Origin of the sequence: Brevibacillus fortis (assembly GCF_046196545.1) — a bacterium.
Taxonomy (GTDB): Bacteria; Bacillota; Bacilli; order Brevibacillales; family Brevibacillaceae; genus Brevibacillus; species Brevibacillus fortis_A.
In genome coordinates this window covers 963,485-978,461 of the sequence record NZ_CP176370.1, presented here as the reverse complement: position 1 = coordinate 978,461, position 14,977 = coordinate 963,485, and the positions used below count along the sequence as shown (strand labels likewise).

The window sequence follows — 14,977 nt, the reverse complement described above, 5'->3', positions numbered from 1 at the left end:
GTAAGCTCTCTGGCTACAGGTGCTTGTTTATGTTGGCAACGTATCAGTTACCAGCTTCAAAATAAAAAAAAGCGCAATCCCCACGCTCGCGACTGTCCACCAGAGCGGCTTGCTGTCAGCCTTTTCTGCCTTGTAGATCCCGATTAACTTCCAGGTCCCTACTGCCACGCACAAGAGGCTAAACAGGAGCAGGATTGTCCCCATGACCTCCCTCCCCTCACTCTTTAGCTATATGGGGAAGAGAGGGAAAAAATCACTTCTTCGGGTCCTTTTTGCCCAATCGACCGAGGACCATCCGGCCCCGTTCCTTGATGGACTCGTCCTTGATATCTTGTTGACGCTTTTTCATCAAACCGTTTTTGGAAGTATCCGGTCGGTCCGTTTGCCGTCCATCTCGCATTAGCTGTACTTGCCTCCGCCTTTTTTCTCAAAATCGTTCAAAAGCTCAGCAAAGCTCTTGTTGCGCTCGCGTTCTTCCTGCTCCCGGCGCTTTTGTTCGGCTGCTTCCTTCTCTTTGCGCTCGCCTTCTGTCTTCATGTCTTTTTCAAGCTGCTTGAGTGCTCCGAGCGCATCTGCATTCAGCATATCCTTCAGACTGTTCAATCCGCTTTTCGCGTCTGTCGTCGTTGTTGTCACTGCTTGACGCTGTGGTTTTCGTTGTTTTTTCGCCATTGGAATTGCCACCCTTTCCCTATCCTCATTCTGTCCTCATTCTCTGGCCCCATCCGGGTCATACTATCTTCATCTTTCACAAAGAGGAGGACATCACATGGTTCGCAACAAAGAAAAAGATTTTGGAAAAACTGCTGAAATCCGAGGACCCAAAGCCCAATCCGAGGCTGTCCGCTCTGACGGCTCCATTAATAGTGAACCACAAGAAAGGCTAAAAGAAAACCGCTAACAAAAAAACCGCCGGGCAGCCATTATGCTCGGCGGTTTTTACTGGGCGGCGGGTTTTGTTGGTTTACTTTTCGAATGGCACGTTCCTGCTTTAACAAGGTGAGCTTCTCGTCAAATTGGAATGAACAGCCGATTTTTAACAATCGTTTGGCAAAGTCCCGCTCCATTTCGATCCGCGGCAACACTCGGAAAGCTCCTGCCCGCCTGGCATCCTCACGCAGCAGGGAAACATGCTGCGTAGAAAACATCGTCCAGGGTGAACGGTATCGCTCGAGCTTTGCCCCGTATTTTTCCCTGATGCTCATCCGCTTCAGGTAGATTGGACAGGGCAAGCCAATTGGTGTGAACTGTCCGTTTGCAATTTGATTTTCTTCCAGTAACGGTATGGTTTTGACCAACGTATGCGGTCGTTTTATGTGTGGATTTTGTTCCAGCCATTTTTGACATTCGGTATGTTGACTGGCGCTAAACTGAGGTTCGTACACGGAGTAAATCCTCCTCGTACAAAGCCCCAGCATAATCATATCCTGTACTCGCTCGTGCGCCTGCTGGTGTACGCCGATAAACTCGCGGGGAACCATCATATTACACGCTACAAACACGAGCAGTTCACCTTTCGCCTGCTGGATTCCCGTGTTAAACAGGCGGGAGAGCGAAACACGTCTGCGAAAACGCACCACTTGCAAAGAATAATGAGAGGTAAAGCCAGCCAGCTTCTCTGCCAGCCCATCTGTGGAGCCGTTATCCAGCCCGATCACCTCATATTGTTCAAAATCGGCAAACTGCAAGTTCAGGCTAAACAAGGTATACAGAAGCTGATGAGCTGCATCTCTGACGGGAATGATCACACTCGTTAGCATCAGATCTTCCCCCTTTTTTTAGCATATGCGGTTGGGTCTCATTTGGGCTGGGCGCGAGCTCCCCTCCGAAACCGAATAAGGGGTCAGTGACTGATGCATGCTATAAAAGGAGGTAATTTATAGCTTTAGCAAATAGTTATCTTCTTTCAACGACTCTGCACTTTTTTGTGCAACTAAAAACTTATATAAGAGAGGAGGTATCCGTTGCAGGAATTGCTTGGTACAACTGAATCCGATACAATTAATCTATCTCCGACGTGGAGATTGGCGATCCGTTAGGCAGTATAATCATGGACGGTGTTACACCGTGAACATGCGAAGTCTACGCTGTGAAGTAGGGCTGCCCGCCATATTTACCCGTAGTGGCTACGCGAAAACCAAGCGAAGATAGAAGTTAGGAAAATGCACAGCTCGCATGCCTAACTGTGTAGGATTCGTTGCATCCGAATTTACGCCTGTGGAGTGTCATACCAAATGCGAGTAGCCTCGGCAAAAACAGACACAAAGAATCAGGAAGCAAACAAAAGATGTGTAGACTTTTACAATCTTTTGGCAACGGTCCAGATGATGGATAACGATAAGCAAAAGAGCGACAAGACGAAGGATATTTCCCTCGATGGGACGCTGCCGCATCAAATCAGTGCTCCTGACTTCAAAAACTCGTCCCGTACGATTCAAAAGCCATTCGTCAATGAGTTCGGAGTCGTCATCGGTGACAGCTTGTACGAGTCCAAGGAATCTCCCTTACACAACTGGAGCACAGAAACTGATCCCTTCGTCATGGCAGGGGACCAGTGGGTTCACCCGACGAACGACATTGGCTGGAACTCGATAGAAAATCGTGAGCTCCTCGAGGATCAAGAAGAACCAGATAGAGCGCGTTTTATGCACCCTACCCTCGATGTGAGCAAAGGCAAGGACTAATGCCAGCTTTTTCATGCAGCCCGTTCGGCAGAGACATTTCTGACCGGACGGGTGTTTTTGGATTGCGCTTGCACCTTAAGCTTCGGGACACTACTCTGACTTGTGTTACAATGGAAGACAAGTAGCAGAAAGGAGCTAGTCCATGAGTATCACACTTACGATAGAGCCAGCGTTTTCCCTTGCCTATCAACGTTATGCCGGCTTTGTACCGGGAGAAACGCTTCGATTATATGTACGAACAAGCGGCCCGGGGACTGGTGGCATGTTTTATGCGATTGAAAAAGATGAGGCTCTCACCGACGATGCTGTGTTTGAAGTAGAGGGGTTGCGATTTGTCATCCGTCCAACTGATTTCTGGTATTTCGACGGGGGACATCTGAGCTACAATCCGCTCTATGGCGAGTACGGCTTTCACTTCACCAACACTCGTCTGGATTAGCACTAGACAGAAACTTCTCTTGGCTTGATTCGTAAGAAGGAATATCTGCCTATATCTTCTGGGAGGAAAAACGATGAAAAAAAGCCGTTCAGTCCTTTTGGCGATCGGTGCTTTCTTACTTGCCAATTTAAAATGGATACTTAGCATACTGAAGTTTTCGAAATTCGGGACCACCATCATATCTATGGGGATTACCTTGTGGGCGTATGCCGCTTTTTACGGATGGAAATTCGCCGTGGCTCTCGTCTATCTGATCTTCGTCCACGAAATGGGCCATGTGATTGCCGCCAAGCGAAAAGGAATCGCGACTTCACCCGCTGTCTTTATTCCTTTTGCCGGAGCCTTCATCGCCATGAAAGACATGCCGCGTGATGCAAAAACAGAGGCGTACTTAGCCTACGGCGGACCCTTGGCGGGGATGATTGCTTTCTTGCCTGCCCTCCCGCTGTATTGGTATACGCAGGACCCTTTCTGGGGGTTGGTTATCTACTTGGGTGCCATGCTCAATTTATTTAATATGCTGCCCATCTCCCCGCTGGATGGCGGGCGCATTGTTTCGGTATTGTCGACGAAAATTTGGTTTATCGGGTTAGTCGGGCTGGGCGTTATGCTGTTCGCCAACCCAGGACCGATTACTGTGTTCATTTTCATCATCGGCTTGATTACGTGGTACAATCGCCTACGTGGCAGCTATCAACAAAAGCTCCTGCAATACGAGCGCGAAAGGATTGCAGACTTCCAGCAAAGCATTGCCAAATGGCCCGCGCTGGAATCGACATGGGATATCCGCACGCAAATGAATGCTGAGGTAAATGTAATCAATCAGGAAGATTTGAAGAAATTTTATGTTCCGTTTTTGCAGGACAAACAACGCCTTCAGCGTGACTTCAAGCGCCTCGATAAAGTGTATTTGAACAGAAAATGGGAACTGTTCAGACTGTGGGAACGAGAGCCTGTTCTGTATTACGATTCAGACCCGAACCGACCGATCCCCTCGGATGCGCTTCGTGATGGAGAACGTTCGGCGCATGAGAGGTTAGCCGAATTGGATGAGCAAATGCACCAGCTCACTACGTACTACGATGCGCCTGCCTCTACGAAGTGGAAAGTGTTAGTTGCCTATCTCGGTCTAGCTGCCGTACTGTCAGCGTTTTTCGTCTACGCCCAACAAATTCTGCACAGGTAACCGCTTGCACTTTGCGTCGCTTGACAGAAACGGATGCCTATCTGCGGCCTTCTCCGAGCGCAAAAACGTGCGCTACGGTTATCTGAAGGTCGCTCTTCCCGACCAAAAGGGCAGAAACGCCCCCTACGGTGGTATATCGCTTTTGTGCGTTCCACCCAATCAGAGTAAAATAGAAAATAGTACTTTCATAAAATTCCAGAGAGGATGACTTTTTACTTGGACACCGTCCCGATAGTGCTCAACCTACTGCTTGTTATATTTCTTGTTTTTCTCAACGGCTTTTTCGTAGCCGCAGAGTTCTCACTCGTGAAGGTGCGGCAAACGCGCCTGACACAGATGGTGAATGAAGGTAACAGACGTGCAGTCTATGCCCAAAAAGTAACGCATAAGCTAGACGCCTACCTATCTGCCTGCCAGGTCGGGATTACTCTCGCCTCGCTGGGACTGGGTTGGGTTGGGGAACCGGCCATTGCCCATATGATTGTGGAGCCTTTGCTTGGATCTTCGGGATTGCCTGATTATGCGATCTCCGCGATTTCTTTTGGTGTAGCCTTTGCGATTATTACGTTCCTCCACATTGTCTTGGGTGAGTTGGCTCCGAAATCATTAGCCATTCAAAAAGCAGAAATGACCTCGTTGTGGGTTGCAGCGCCATTGATGTTTTTCTATAAATTGCTTTACCCTGCAATCTGGTTCTTGAACGGAACCGCCAACGCTCTCATGAGACGTTTCGGACTCGAAGCCATCTCAGAACATGAAGCGGCGCATACAGAAGAAGAAATTCGCCTGTTGGTCAACCAAAGTCACCAAAGTGGCCATATCGACCAGAACGAATTGGCTCTTGTGGAACAAGTTTTTGACTTCTCCGAAACCGTTGCTCGGGAAACGATGATCCCGCGCATTGATATGGTTTGCTTATATACGACGAATACCTTTGAAGAAAACCTGGAGATTATCCGCTCGCAGCGCCATACGCGTTTTCCGGTTGCAGCTGAGGACAAGGACAACATCATTGGTTTTGTCCACGCGACAGACTTCTACCTTTCTGCCTTGCAAGACGGAAGCGTGGAGCTGGATTCGTTGGTCCGCCCTGTACTGACCGTACCGGAAACCATGGAAATCAGCACGGTATTGCGCCTGATGCAGAAAAACCGTTCGCAGCTCGCGATTGTCATTGACGAATACGGCGGAACAGCCGGTCTCGTGACGATGGAGGATATTCTGGAAGAAATCGTTGGGGATATCCAAGACGAGTTTGACGAGGAAAGACCAGAGATCGAGAAGCTGGACAATGGCCTCTCCGTATCCGGTATGCTCGTGTTGGCTGACCTGAATGACCATCTTCCGTTCGAACTCGAATCCGAAGATGTAGACACAATCGGCGGTTGGTTGTACAGCCAGCTGGAAGAAGACATCGCTGTTGGTGCGACAGTAGAATGGGAAGACTACCTGTTCACCGTCAAGCAGATGGATCATCACCGTGTCACACGCGTCCTGATTACGCGTTTGGAAAATGATGAATCGGAGCAACAAGAACTGTTGACCGTCTCCTAATCATCACACGTTTAGCTCAAACCAAAGCCCCACACCTGCTTATTTGGCTGGTGCGGGGCTTTTCTATTTCACAGGTGAGTTTCGTCGTTCTCGTTCGTCTACGTAGTTCCTTGGCCCGTGAGTTGCTTCCAGTCGTCCATGCCGTTGTCCTCCAAAATCCCCATCGTCACATCGCTAATATCCGGGTCAGTGAGCAAGCTGTCGCGAATGCGGTATTTAATATCGTCCGCCACAGCAAGACTCAGTCCAGTCCGCAACTCTACATAGCAGTCCACATGGTAAAAACGCCCTTCCTGTACAATCCGCATCCGGTTGATGTCCGTCACATCCGGGTCAGCAAAAATGACTTTGGCTACCCGATCCTCGATTTCTTTGGGAGCTGCGATACCAATCAAACCGACCATGTTGTCGTACCCTACCTTGAATGCCACACCCACCATGAGAATCCCGATCAGAATGGTGGCAATCCCGTCCAGCAAAGCAAAGGAAGTAAACGTAGTGACGGTAACGGCAATCAGTGCCAATAACGCACCGAGCGTTGCCACGATGTCTTCGTAAAAGACAAGTCGCGTCGGTGGAGCCGCACGTCCTACATTCCGAAAGGCTGCCGGGATGACAGCAAAGCCCTTCGCTTCCACCCGAGCTTCATGAACGATTTCGAACATTACTTTTACCAGTACGTAACCATCCACGATGACCGCCAGAGACAAAATGATGAAATTCAACCAAAAATGGCTGGATTCTGCGGGTTCGGAAATGAGATGGAAGCCTTTGATAATGGTTTCGTAGGCCATAATGGTTACGACGATCACCGCGACCATACAGAAAATGTTAATGACACGACCAAAGCCTGTAGGGAACCTCTGTGTCGGTTTTTTCTCTGCGAGTACGCTGCCAAAGAAAACGAAGAACTGGTTGACCGCATCGGCTACCGAATGCATCGCCGACGCGAACATGGCTCCACTCCCACTATAGACAGCCGCAAAGCCTTTTGCGATAGCAAGCCCCGTGTTCCCCAAAGCCGCTGTCGCCGAGGACGTATTTCCCTTTTTTAGCGTTGCCCAGAAAGAGCTCATGGTGTTGCCATTCCCTCCTTGAACGTGACGATTTTCTTTACTATTCCCTATTCGGAAGGAGTGTTCCTTATGAGAAATGGAACATATACACAAAGAAAAGGCAGACATCCGAAGTGGAATATCTGCCTTTCCTTATTACCGCTACCTTATGCGACTAATTTCAATCCTGCTACTGCTATAATCACCACGGCGATGCACAAGATCCGCAGCTTGTCTTTTGCTTCTCCATAAAACATCATCCCGACAAGAGCACTACCTACCGTACCAATCCCTGTCCAAACCGCATAGGCCGTTCCCATAGGGATTTCTTTCATCGCAAGAGACAGAAGAAGAAAGCTGATCGAAAAACCGCCGATCAGTACCGCAAAGGAGCGGAACGAAGGCTTTTGGTTGACCTGTGTAATCCCCATCACGCCTACGACCTCAAACAACCCTGCAAAAATTAAGGATAACCATGTCATGCCACTTCACCCTCCCTCTTCGGCTTCTCTTCATGATCTGGTGTGACCAGCTTCAACCCAAGGATTCCCCCCAGAAGAAGCGCGATCAAGCCAACTTTTGTCCAGCTGAAAGGTTCTCCAAACAGGACCATTTCGCTAATAACGGTACCAGCCGTACCCAAACCAACGAAGATCGCATAAACCGTACTCGTCGGCAACTTTTTCCCTGAATAGATCAAAACACCAAAGCTGATAATAATCGCTAAGACGGTCAATGCCCACGACCAAAAGCTGTCGGCGTGCTTCAAGCCCGCTACCCACATGACTTCAAATACTGCTGCTACGACAACCATCAACCAATATTTCCCCATGTTTCTGGCTCCCTCCTCTTTATTTTACGCTCATGGTAACGGACGTATCCGTTTTTATCGCTCCCCAAAATACATACTCATCCAAGATGGCTCAGGCTTTTTCCGAATGCAAAAAAAGCCTCGGGTGAATACCATCACAGATATTCCTCCCGGGCTTTTATCCCTCCGTGTACACGACCGTGGTCGTGGGTTTTCTCTCGGTCCTGACCGGCCAGATGACTGACCGCGGAACCCTAGAAAACTCAGTACATATGCAGTTCTTTTCTTGGGGTAACTGTCCTTATCATATCAAAAAACGCCGCGATTGGCAATGAACGTGCGCGCCATAAGCTAAAAAAGCAAGAAGCCCAAGCTGATAATGGCACCCGTCACGATCAGCATCATCAAGCAGTAGCCCATAATATCCCTCGCACCCAATCCAGCAAGAGCTAGCACAGGTAATGCCCAGAATGGCTGAATCAAGTTCGTCCACGCATCCCCCCAAGCAATAGCCATCGCTACTTTTGCATGGGAAACTCCAAGCTCTGTCGCGACAGGCAGCATGATTGGTCCTTGAACTGCCCATTGTCCTCCACCTGAAGGAATGAATATGTTCAATAAGCCTGCACTCCAAAACGTGAACAGCGGGAAGGTAGTAGGCGTCGAGATGCTGATAAACCATTGAGAGATACTCGCCGCCAGTCCTGAAGCCGTCATCATCCCGATGATTCCTGCATAAAACGGGAACTGCACGACGATCCCTGTCGTGGTTTTCACCGCTTCATTCATGGCATCCAAAAACTTGCGCGGTGTCCCATGAAGGAGTATGCCCAGAAACAAAAAGCCCATGATGACGACATCCAAATTCAGCTTAAAGCCTTTATCGGCAAAATAATAAATCAAATAAATAATTCCGAATGCGGAAACAAGAACCGAGATCAAACGGCTGTTTTCCATTTTGGAAGCAGGAGTATTGTCGACTGCAGAATCAGTAGCAGCAGCCATTTCTTGTTGCGCTATCCTTTCGCCCTTGAATACAATCGTATCTTTTTCGGCAGGCATCATGAATCTGTTCACAATTGGGAGGACAATCATAATCGCGGCCACAATGGTCAGATTCATGGCTGAAAACATCGTCTCCGAAGTAGGAATGACCCCGATGATGTTTTCCAGGCTGTGCTTTTCCGTAGCGATTGTCAAAGGAACAGAACCGGCAAGCCCTCCGTGCCAGACAACGAATCCGCCATACGCACTGGCGACAAGCAATCGGTAGTCTACCTTCTCCACTTGATTAGCAAGAACGCGTGCCAATAGCGCACTGATCACAAGCCCAAATCCCCAATTAATCCAGTTCGCCACACAGGAAACTAATGTGACGAGTACAATCGCTTGACCTGGCGTCTTTGCCAGTGATCCTAATGCATTCAAGCCACGCTTACAAATATTCGTACTGGCTAGCGTATGACCCGTAATCAAGATCAAGACCATTTGCATCGTAAAGCTGAGCAAGCTCCAGAAGCCGCCCCCCCAGTAGTTGACCATTTCCATCGGTGTTTTACCATTGACGATGATCCCGGCAACAAACACGAGGAAGGTCAAAATGACTGCAAATAAAAAGGCGTCTGGCAAATAGCGTTGCACCATGCGGACCGAAGCGTTCGTTACGGCTTGAAACACATTTTCATCCCCTTTTCCAAAACCATTCATGTATTTGTGCTTTTCGATATAGCAAGAGGGATGCCAATCTGTTTTTCAAGGAAAATGAATGCGCTTTCAAAATAATTGCTCCGTTATGCTGTCTACTTTTTGCACAGTATGACACTTGTTTGCGCACTCCGGGCGATTAGTCTCTTTCATCCATTGCCGAATCCAATCCGTACATTTGCACCTTGTAGAGCAATGCCCGCCGTGAAATGCCCAGCCTTTTCGCTGTCTGTAGCTTGTTGCCGCGTTCTTTGCGCAAGGCATGGGCAATGGCTTCCTGCTCGACCTGAGCAATGATTTCCCGCATGGTTCGCCCTTCATAGCTGATTTTGCCAAGGCCTGTGGTCAGCTTGCTGACCGTGTTTTCCTGAATGGGGGATAAGACATGCTCGTGACCGATAACTGCTCCTCTGGACAAAACAACAGCTCGTTCAATCGTATTCTCAAGCTGACGCACATTGCCTGGCCAGTGATAGGCGATCAGGGCTTCAGTGGCAGCAGGGGACAAGCAGAGGTCATGCTTCCGTGCCTCTTTTCCATATTTGGCGAGAAAGTGACGGATAAGTAGAGGAATGTCCTCTTTTCGCTCACGAAGCGGCGGCATTCGAATCGGAACGACATTGAGCCGGTAGTAAAGATCTTCGCGAAAAAGCTCCTGGCGAATTCTTTCCTGCAAGTCACGGTTGGTTGCCGCAATCACGCGAACGTCAACCGATACAGCCTCGATGCCCCCTACCCGAATAAATACGCGATCCTGCAAGACCCGTAGCAGTTTTACTTGCAAAGAAAGGCTCAGCTCTCCTACTTCGTCAAGGAACAAAGTACCTCCATTTGCCAGTTCAAACAAACCTTGCTTGCGATGAACGGCACCTGTAAATGCACCCCGCTCATATCCAAACAACTCGCTCTCCAGCAAATTTTCCGGAATCGCGCCGCAATTGACAGGAATGAGTGGCTTGTCTGCCCGCGGGCTGTTGGCATGGATCGCTCTTGCAATGAGCTCTTTTCCTGTCCCGCTCTCTCCTTCAATCAAAACAGTGGCTTTGGACATCGCTACTTTTCCTACCAGCTTGTACACGTTCTGCATAGCCGGACTTAGGCCAATCAAGCTGGTTCCGTTTGGATTCCCTTTCTCTTCCTGTAGGACTCGCTCGTCTTCGCCTTGCTCAAACAGCTCTCCTTGTGTAAGTGCATGGGCAACGACTTGTTTGACCTGCCCCAAGTCGAAAGGCTTTTGCACATAATCAAATGCTCCCAGCTTCATTGCCTCCATGACGTCACTTGCGGAACCATAGGCAGTCATCATCACAACTCTTGGGAGTCTTCCCTTTCTCTCGTTCAGGCGGCGCAACGTATCCATACCGTCTAAATGAGGCATACGCAGATCCAAAAGCATGACTTGCGGGCAAAAGTGTTCGATCTGCTCCAAGGCCTCGGCTCCACTGCCAGCCTCCATGAGCTCGTATCCCATTTTGCGCAATGTCGTGGACAATGCCTTTCTCACATTGGCCTCGTCGTCCACGATCAACACTCTGCTTATCATCACAAGCCTCCTTTTGCCCGAATCGGCAGTACGACAGTGAAACAGACGCCTTCGGGGGTGTTTTGAGCAAAAATATGTCCGCCATACGCTTGCACAATCCGTTGGGAGATCGCCAGTCCCAGTCCCGTACCTGTTTGCTTTGTCGTGAAAAACGGTTCGAATACAGCCAGCAGGTTTTCTTCCGCAATAGGCGGACCGTCATTCGTTATCTGGACATACACATCATTGTCTATATTTTTGAGTTCAATCTGGATACGACCTTCGGTTGATTTTGCTTGCAACGCATTGTGCAATATATTTAAAAACACCTGCTTTAACAACTCCGGTGAAGACATCACGACAGGAATATCCTCGTCACATACAAGCTGTACAATCACTCCGTTAAAGCCCTCAACATGTTCCATCAGCTTCAACGTGTGTCGGATTACCTCTTGCACGTGCACAGATACGTTCGACTCTTCATTGGGACGAGAAAATAACAAGAGCTCGTCAGCAAAACGGTTCAGACGCTCGACTTCCTCCACAATAATCCCTGTGTATTCCCGAGAGTCATGGTCTTTTGGGCATTCCTCCTCGATGATCTGGGCGAAGGCTTTGATGGCTGTCAACGGATTGCGTACCTCATGGGCAATGCTGGTCGCCCACTCACCTATGACCGCCAGCCGCTCTGCCTGAGCCAGCCTTGACTCCATCCGCCGCCATTGTGTTCGATCCTCCAGCACGACGATAGCCCCCAGTACTTCATCCGTCGTATTTTTCCAAATGGAAGAGCTGACCTTCAACCAGAGCACGCCCCTGTCCGGATGCTGATGGCGCCACATAGCATCTCGGATGGCTTGACCGTTTTGCAACGTATCCAACAGGATATGAAGGAGAGCCTCACTCTCTGTGAAAACTTCCGTGTAATGCATCCCCTTTGCTCGACTAGCTGTGAAGCCAATCTTATGTATCGCTGTCTCATTCCAAGCAATCAGGTGCCCGCTTTGATCCAACGCGAGGACCCCACTGTCCATGCTATTCATGATCGTCTCCGTGCGGCTACGGCTAGCCTGCAAATCACTCGCCAGATTGTTAATCGCACCTGTAATTTCCCCAGGCTCACCGTCCATGCTCCTCAAACGAAAGGAAAGGTCTTGGCTAAGCCGCTTCAGCCCTGACTTGATCTCTGACAAAATCACTTCAAAGCGATGAACGAGCAAACCGCTGGCCGCTGCTGCGATCATACAGCCAATGCCCAAAATCGCATAAATGCTTTGTCGCATATCCGCGAGCTGTATATCAATCGTAGACATGAGCTCATTCGCCCAAGCATAGCCGATCACTTGATCATTGCGAATGAGCGGAACCATGGCGTTCATGATGTTGCCGCGTACTTGTTCGCCGATTACTACATCAATCTGCCGCGTCTGCATGACATTGCGACCCGGATGGTTTTCTCCAATCGATTGTCCTATGTACAAGCTCATTTCATTACTAGGTCCATACGTCACGATGGAATCGAGGGCTGCGGAATAATAACCGACGCCAATTCCCGAGTGGGCTAGAGCGATCCGATCTGTAAGCGCTTGCATTTTCTCGTTTAATTTTTGAAGCTTGTACTCTTTTTCCGCCTTTTCTAATCCAGCTTCCTCGACGATAGTGTCAAAATCTTTCGACAGCGCAAAATCCAGCTGCTGCGTGATGGCGATCAGCTTTTGTTTCTTTTCCGCCAGTAACGCCTGCTCTGCCGATTTTACCAATACGATTCCGGTAATGATTATCGGTAAAACGGTGACAACAATGACAGCCACGACAAAACGTATTCGGTACAGATATGTTTTCATTGCAAATGGCCTCCTTATGGTATTCTAACATACAGAAGTATCACACATAGGAAGAGAGGAACGTACGTATGACGAAAGTGCTGTTCGTTTGTCTGGGCAATATTTGTCGCTCGCCCATGGCCGAAGCCGTATTTCGCCATCTCGTAGAAGCGGAGGGATTGGCAGGGGAAATCTCTATCGACTCAGCGGGGATTGGTGGCTGGCACGCAGGTGAACCTCCACACAAAGGTACACAAAAGGTATTGACCGAGAATGGGATTGCCCATGATACGCTGCGTGCCCGCCAAATTGTCACACAGGACTTCTCGGAGTATGACTACATCGTCTGCATGGATGAGGAAAACTTGTCCGCACTCAAGCAGATGGCGCCGTCAGGGAAAAAGGTGTACCGCCTGCTCGACTTTGCCGATTCTGCCCAGGAACAAAATGTGGAGGACCCTTATTATACGGGGCGATTCACCTATGTATACGACCTGGTGAATGCGGGTTGCCGCGGGCTGCTGAACGAAATCAAAACCAATATCGCAAAAAAGGGATAGCCCGTCACCAGGGCCATCCCTTTTTCTTATACGGCAACCGTCTCCTTCTCCTGCAATCTTGCCAGCCAGCTCTTCGTACTCGCAATCAAGCGTTTGTAGCTGTCTGTCGAGGAAAAGGTATGGTCTCCTCCGACTACTACTTCTGTTTCGCAACTCCCCCGTCTCCGCAGATGCAGCTCTCGCTCATAGTGGAACATGGCATCCACTGCAATGACGTCATCCCGATTGCCATGCAGGATTAACACATCTCCCTCAAACTGCTTGGCTTGACGCAGCGGAAGAGCAGTGCCCAGAGACTGGAAAAAGCGCTTCTCCAAACCGTAGCCCAAATGATCTGTTTTGCCGTAAGAAAGTGCTTCCTTGTATTCCTTCTCCCCCACGATCCGAACGATATCATCGAAGGGTCGTGCTACCGGTGCCCATAGGATGAGCGAGTGTATTCGTTTATCCTGGCTCGCTGTCAGTACACTGACTGCACCACCTAAACTATGTCCTAACAGGCATACACGCTCCTGATCTACCTGTTCCAGCGTGAAAACATGGTCGAGGACATCACGTGTTTGCGCAAGCAGGACATCCAAACCACCTGCACCATAATTGCCGTCACTTTCCCCGCAGCCTCCGTAATCGAAGCGCAATACGCCAAATCCGTGTGAAGCTAATTCTCTGGCAGCTTTTACAAACAAGCGGTTCACTCCAATCCGACTGCCGATAAAGCCATGGCAAATGACAACCAACGGGTATTTTACTCTGGACTTGCCTGTTGTGCATGTAGGTTCATGCAGGGTAGCCGTCAACGAAATCGTGTCGCTAGGTATTTGCAAAATCCGTTCCAAAGAACTCACCTCTTTTATTTTTAGTATTCCGAGTTGTTTACTTATGTATTATGCTTATTATCTTCATTTTCATGAACGCTGTCAAGATGAACCAGAAAACTCAATGAAAAATCCTCCCACACCGTTTATGATGGAAGGGAACGAGGCGCAACATAAGAATGCTTGCTTTGCTGGAGCTGTTGCACCGAAGATAGGATTGTGAGGAGAAAACTATGTCCGACTTGCGGAAAGAAACCTTGGAAAAAATAAAAAACGGTGATTTCACCTGTTCCAAGGAGCTGACCTTGTCTATGTTCAGCGGAAAATGGAAAGTCGTGATCCTGTGGCATTTAGGAGTAGAAGGCCCGCATCGCTTTAGCGAGCTGCAACGGCTGTTTCCAAAAATCACACATAAAATGCTGACGAATCAGTTAAAAGAGCTAATCGAAGACGGAATTGTTCACCGGGAAGTATTCCCTGAGATTCCCCCGCGCGTGGAGTATTCCATGACGGAGCTGGGGATGACTTTGTTGCCCATTGTGGAAATGATGTATGAGTGGGGCGAAATGCGGATGGGGCAATTGAAGCTGGAATTGGGGGAGTCGTCTGTGTAGCTGTAGTGGTGGGGAGGAAACAGGAGAAAACGCTCAGATTCTTGGAACACCTGCGCGGGAGCTTGGGGTGCCCGGCTCCGTGAAAAAAAGCGAAACCGCGTCCAAAGTCGACTGTTCAGGAGGCTTCTCAGAGGTGGACGCTAAAGGCAGTTTCTCTTTTTTTCACTGCGCCTTGGTAGGTGTGTCCAAAGATCTTCGCTTATTTCTCCT

At 49.1% G+C, this 14,977-nt stretch carries 18 protein-coding genes and 1 riboswitch; of the genes, 7 read left to right on the top strand and 11 right to left on the bottom strand.

Annotated features, from left to right (window positions below; genetic code table 11):
• Positions 1-27: 27 nt before the first annotated feature.
• Genes ACKKE8_RS05160 through ACKKE8_RS05150 form a run of 3 tightly spaced genes read right to left on the bottom strand, consistent with a single transcriptional unit; the run spans position 28 to position 672 of the window.
• Positions 28-204: a hypothetical protein gene (locus ACKKE8_RS05160; protein WP_409177226.1), complete on the bottom strand. Its 177-nt coding sequence runs from the start codon at positions 202-204 to the stop codon at positions 28-30.
• Positions 205-253: 49 nt separating this feature from the next.
• Positions 254-400, bottom strand: a complete 147-nt coding sequence (locus ACKKE8_RS05155) for a hypothetical protein (protein WP_007724729.1) — start codon at positions 398-400, stop codon at positions 254-256.
• The gene (locus tag ACKKE8_RS05150; protein WP_409177225.1) at positions 400-672 is read right to left on the bottom strand and encodes a DUF3886 domain-containing protein; all 273 of its coding nucleotides are present in this window, start codon (positions 670-672) and stop codon (positions 400-402) included. Before ACKKE8_RS05150 ends, ACKKE8_RS05155 begins: the two co-directional genes overlap by 1 nt.
• A gap of 97 nt (positions 673-769) precedes the next feature.
• Between ACKKE8_RS05150 and sspK the strand changes: the two genes are divergently transcribed.
• The gene (gene sspK / locus ACKKE8_RS05145) at positions 770-901 is read left to right on the top strand and encodes a small acid-soluble spore protein K (protein ID WP_007724732.1); all 132 of its coding nucleotides are present in this window, start codon (positions 770-772) and stop codon (positions 899-901) included.
• A gap of 22 nt (positions 902-923) precedes the next feature.
• Here sspK and ACKKE8_RS05140 read toward each other — a convergent pair whose 3' ends face one another.
• Positions 924-1,760 (bottom strand): glycosyltransferase family 2 protein, encoded by an 837-nt coding sequence (locus ACKKE8_RS05140; protein WP_409177224.1) that lies wholly within the window; start codon positions 1,758-1,760, stop codon positions 924-926.
• Between the two features lie 567 nt (positions 1,761-2,327).
• Between ACKKE8_RS05140 and ACKKE8_RS05135 the strand changes: the two genes are divergently transcribed.
• The 4 genes from ACKKE8_RS05135 (at position 2,328) to ACKKE8_RS05120 (ending at position 5,863) form a co-directional block, all read left to right on the top strand.
• A complete protein-coding gene (locus ACKKE8_RS05135; protein ID WP_409179071.1) occupies positions 2,328-2,684 on the top strand; it encodes a DUF3905 domain-containing protein in 357 nt (118 codons plus the stop codon).
• Between the two features lie 142 nt (positions 2,685-2,826).
• A complete protein-coding gene (locus tag ACKKE8_RS05130) occupies positions 2,827-3,123 on the top strand; it encodes an iron-sulfur cluster biosynthesis family protein (protein WP_409177223.1) in 297 nt (98 codons plus the stop codon).
• A gap of 73 nt (positions 3,124-3,196) precedes the next feature.
• Entirely contained in the window at positions 3,197-4,309 is a 1,113-nt protein-coding gene (locus ACKKE8_RS05125) for a site-2 protease family protein (protein ID WP_409177222.1), read from the top strand.
• Positions 4,310-4,525: 216 nt separating this feature from the next.
• Positions 4,526-5,863 carry a hemolysin family protein gene (locus ACKKE8_RS05120; RefSeq protein WP_409177221.1) on the top strand — a complete coding sequence of 446 codons (1,338 nt, stop codon included), beginning with the start codon at positions 4,526-4,528 and terminating at the stop codon, positions 5,861-5,863.
• Positions 5,864-5,961: 98 nt separating this feature from the next.
• Here the strand turns inward: ACKKE8_RS05120 and ACKKE8_RS05115 are convergent, their stop codons facing one another.
• The 6 genes from ACKKE8_RS05115 to atoS form a co-directional block, all read right to left on the bottom strand.
• The gene (locus ACKKE8_RS05115) at positions 5,962-6,939 is read right to left on the bottom strand and encodes a cation diffusion facilitator family transporter (protein WP_409177220.1); all 978 of its coding nucleotides are present in this window, start codon (positions 6,937-6,939) and stop codon (positions 5,962-5,964) included.
• Positions 6,940-7,085: 146 nt separating this feature from the next.
• Positions 7,086-7,400, bottom strand: coding sequence for a DMT family transporter (locus ACKKE8_RS05110; protein ID WP_409177219.1), 315 nt, complete (start codon positions 7,398-7,400; stop codon positions 7,086-7,088).
• Positions 7,397-7,750, bottom strand: coding sequence for a DMT family transporter (locus ACKKE8_RS05105; RefSeq protein ID WP_376895757.1), 354 nt, complete (start codon positions 7,748-7,750; stop codon positions 7,397-7,399). The genes ACKKE8_RS05110 and ACKKE8_RS05105 overlap by 4 nt, the downstream gene beginning before the upstream one ends.
• A gap of 144 nt (positions 7,751-7,894) precedes the next feature.
• Positions 7,895-7,998, bottom strand: a riboswitch (guanidine-I (ykkC/yxkD leader).
• Between the two features lie 82 nt (positions 7,999-8,080).
• Positions 8,081-9,406: a short-chain fatty acid transporter gene (locus tag ACKKE8_RS05100; protein ID WP_409177218.1), complete on the bottom strand. Its 1,326-nt coding sequence runs from the start codon at positions 9,404-9,406 to the stop codon at positions 8,081-8,083.
• 166 nt (positions 9,407-9,572) lie between these two features.
• A complete protein-coding gene (locus ACKKE8_RS05095; RefSeq protein WP_409177217.1) occupies positions 9,573-10,976 on the bottom strand; it encodes a sigma-54-dependent transcriptional regulator in 1,404 nt (467 codons plus the stop codon).
• Positions 10,976-12,799, bottom strand: coding sequence for a two-component system sensor histidine kinase AtoS (atoS, locus tag ACKKE8_RS05090; RefSeq protein WP_409177216.1), 1,824 nt, complete (start codon positions 12,797-12,799; stop codon positions 10,976-10,978). Before atoS ends, ACKKE8_RS05095 begins: the two co-directional genes overlap by 1 nt.
• 68 nt (positions 12,800-12,867) lie before the next feature.
• Here atoS and ACKKE8_RS05085 point away from each other — a divergent pair, with 68 nt between their 5' ends.
• Complete coding sequence (locus ACKKE8_RS05085; protein WP_409177215.1) at positions 12,868-13,338, top strand: low molecular weight protein-tyrosine-phosphatase; 471 nt, start codon at positions 12,868-12,870, stop codon at positions 13,336-13,338.
• A gap of 26 nt (positions 13,339-13,364) precedes the next feature.
• Here the strand turns inward: ACKKE8_RS05085 and ACKKE8_RS05080 are convergent, their stop codons facing one another.
• A complete protein-coding gene (locus tag ACKKE8_RS05080) occupies positions 13,365-14,183 on the bottom strand; it encodes an alpha/beta hydrolase family protein (protein ID WP_409177214.1) in 819 nt (272 codons plus the stop codon).
• A gap of 203 nt (positions 14,184-14,386) precedes the next feature.
• Between ACKKE8_RS05080 and ACKKE8_RS05075 the strand changes: the two genes are divergently transcribed.
• Positions 14,387-14,767: a winged helix-turn-helix transcriptional regulator gene (locus ACKKE8_RS05075; RefSeq protein ID WP_409177213.1), complete on the top strand. Its 381-nt coding sequence runs from the start codon at positions 14,387-14,389 to the stop codon at positions 14,765-14,767.
• The last annotated feature ends 210 nt before the right edge of the window (positions 14,768-14,977 follow it).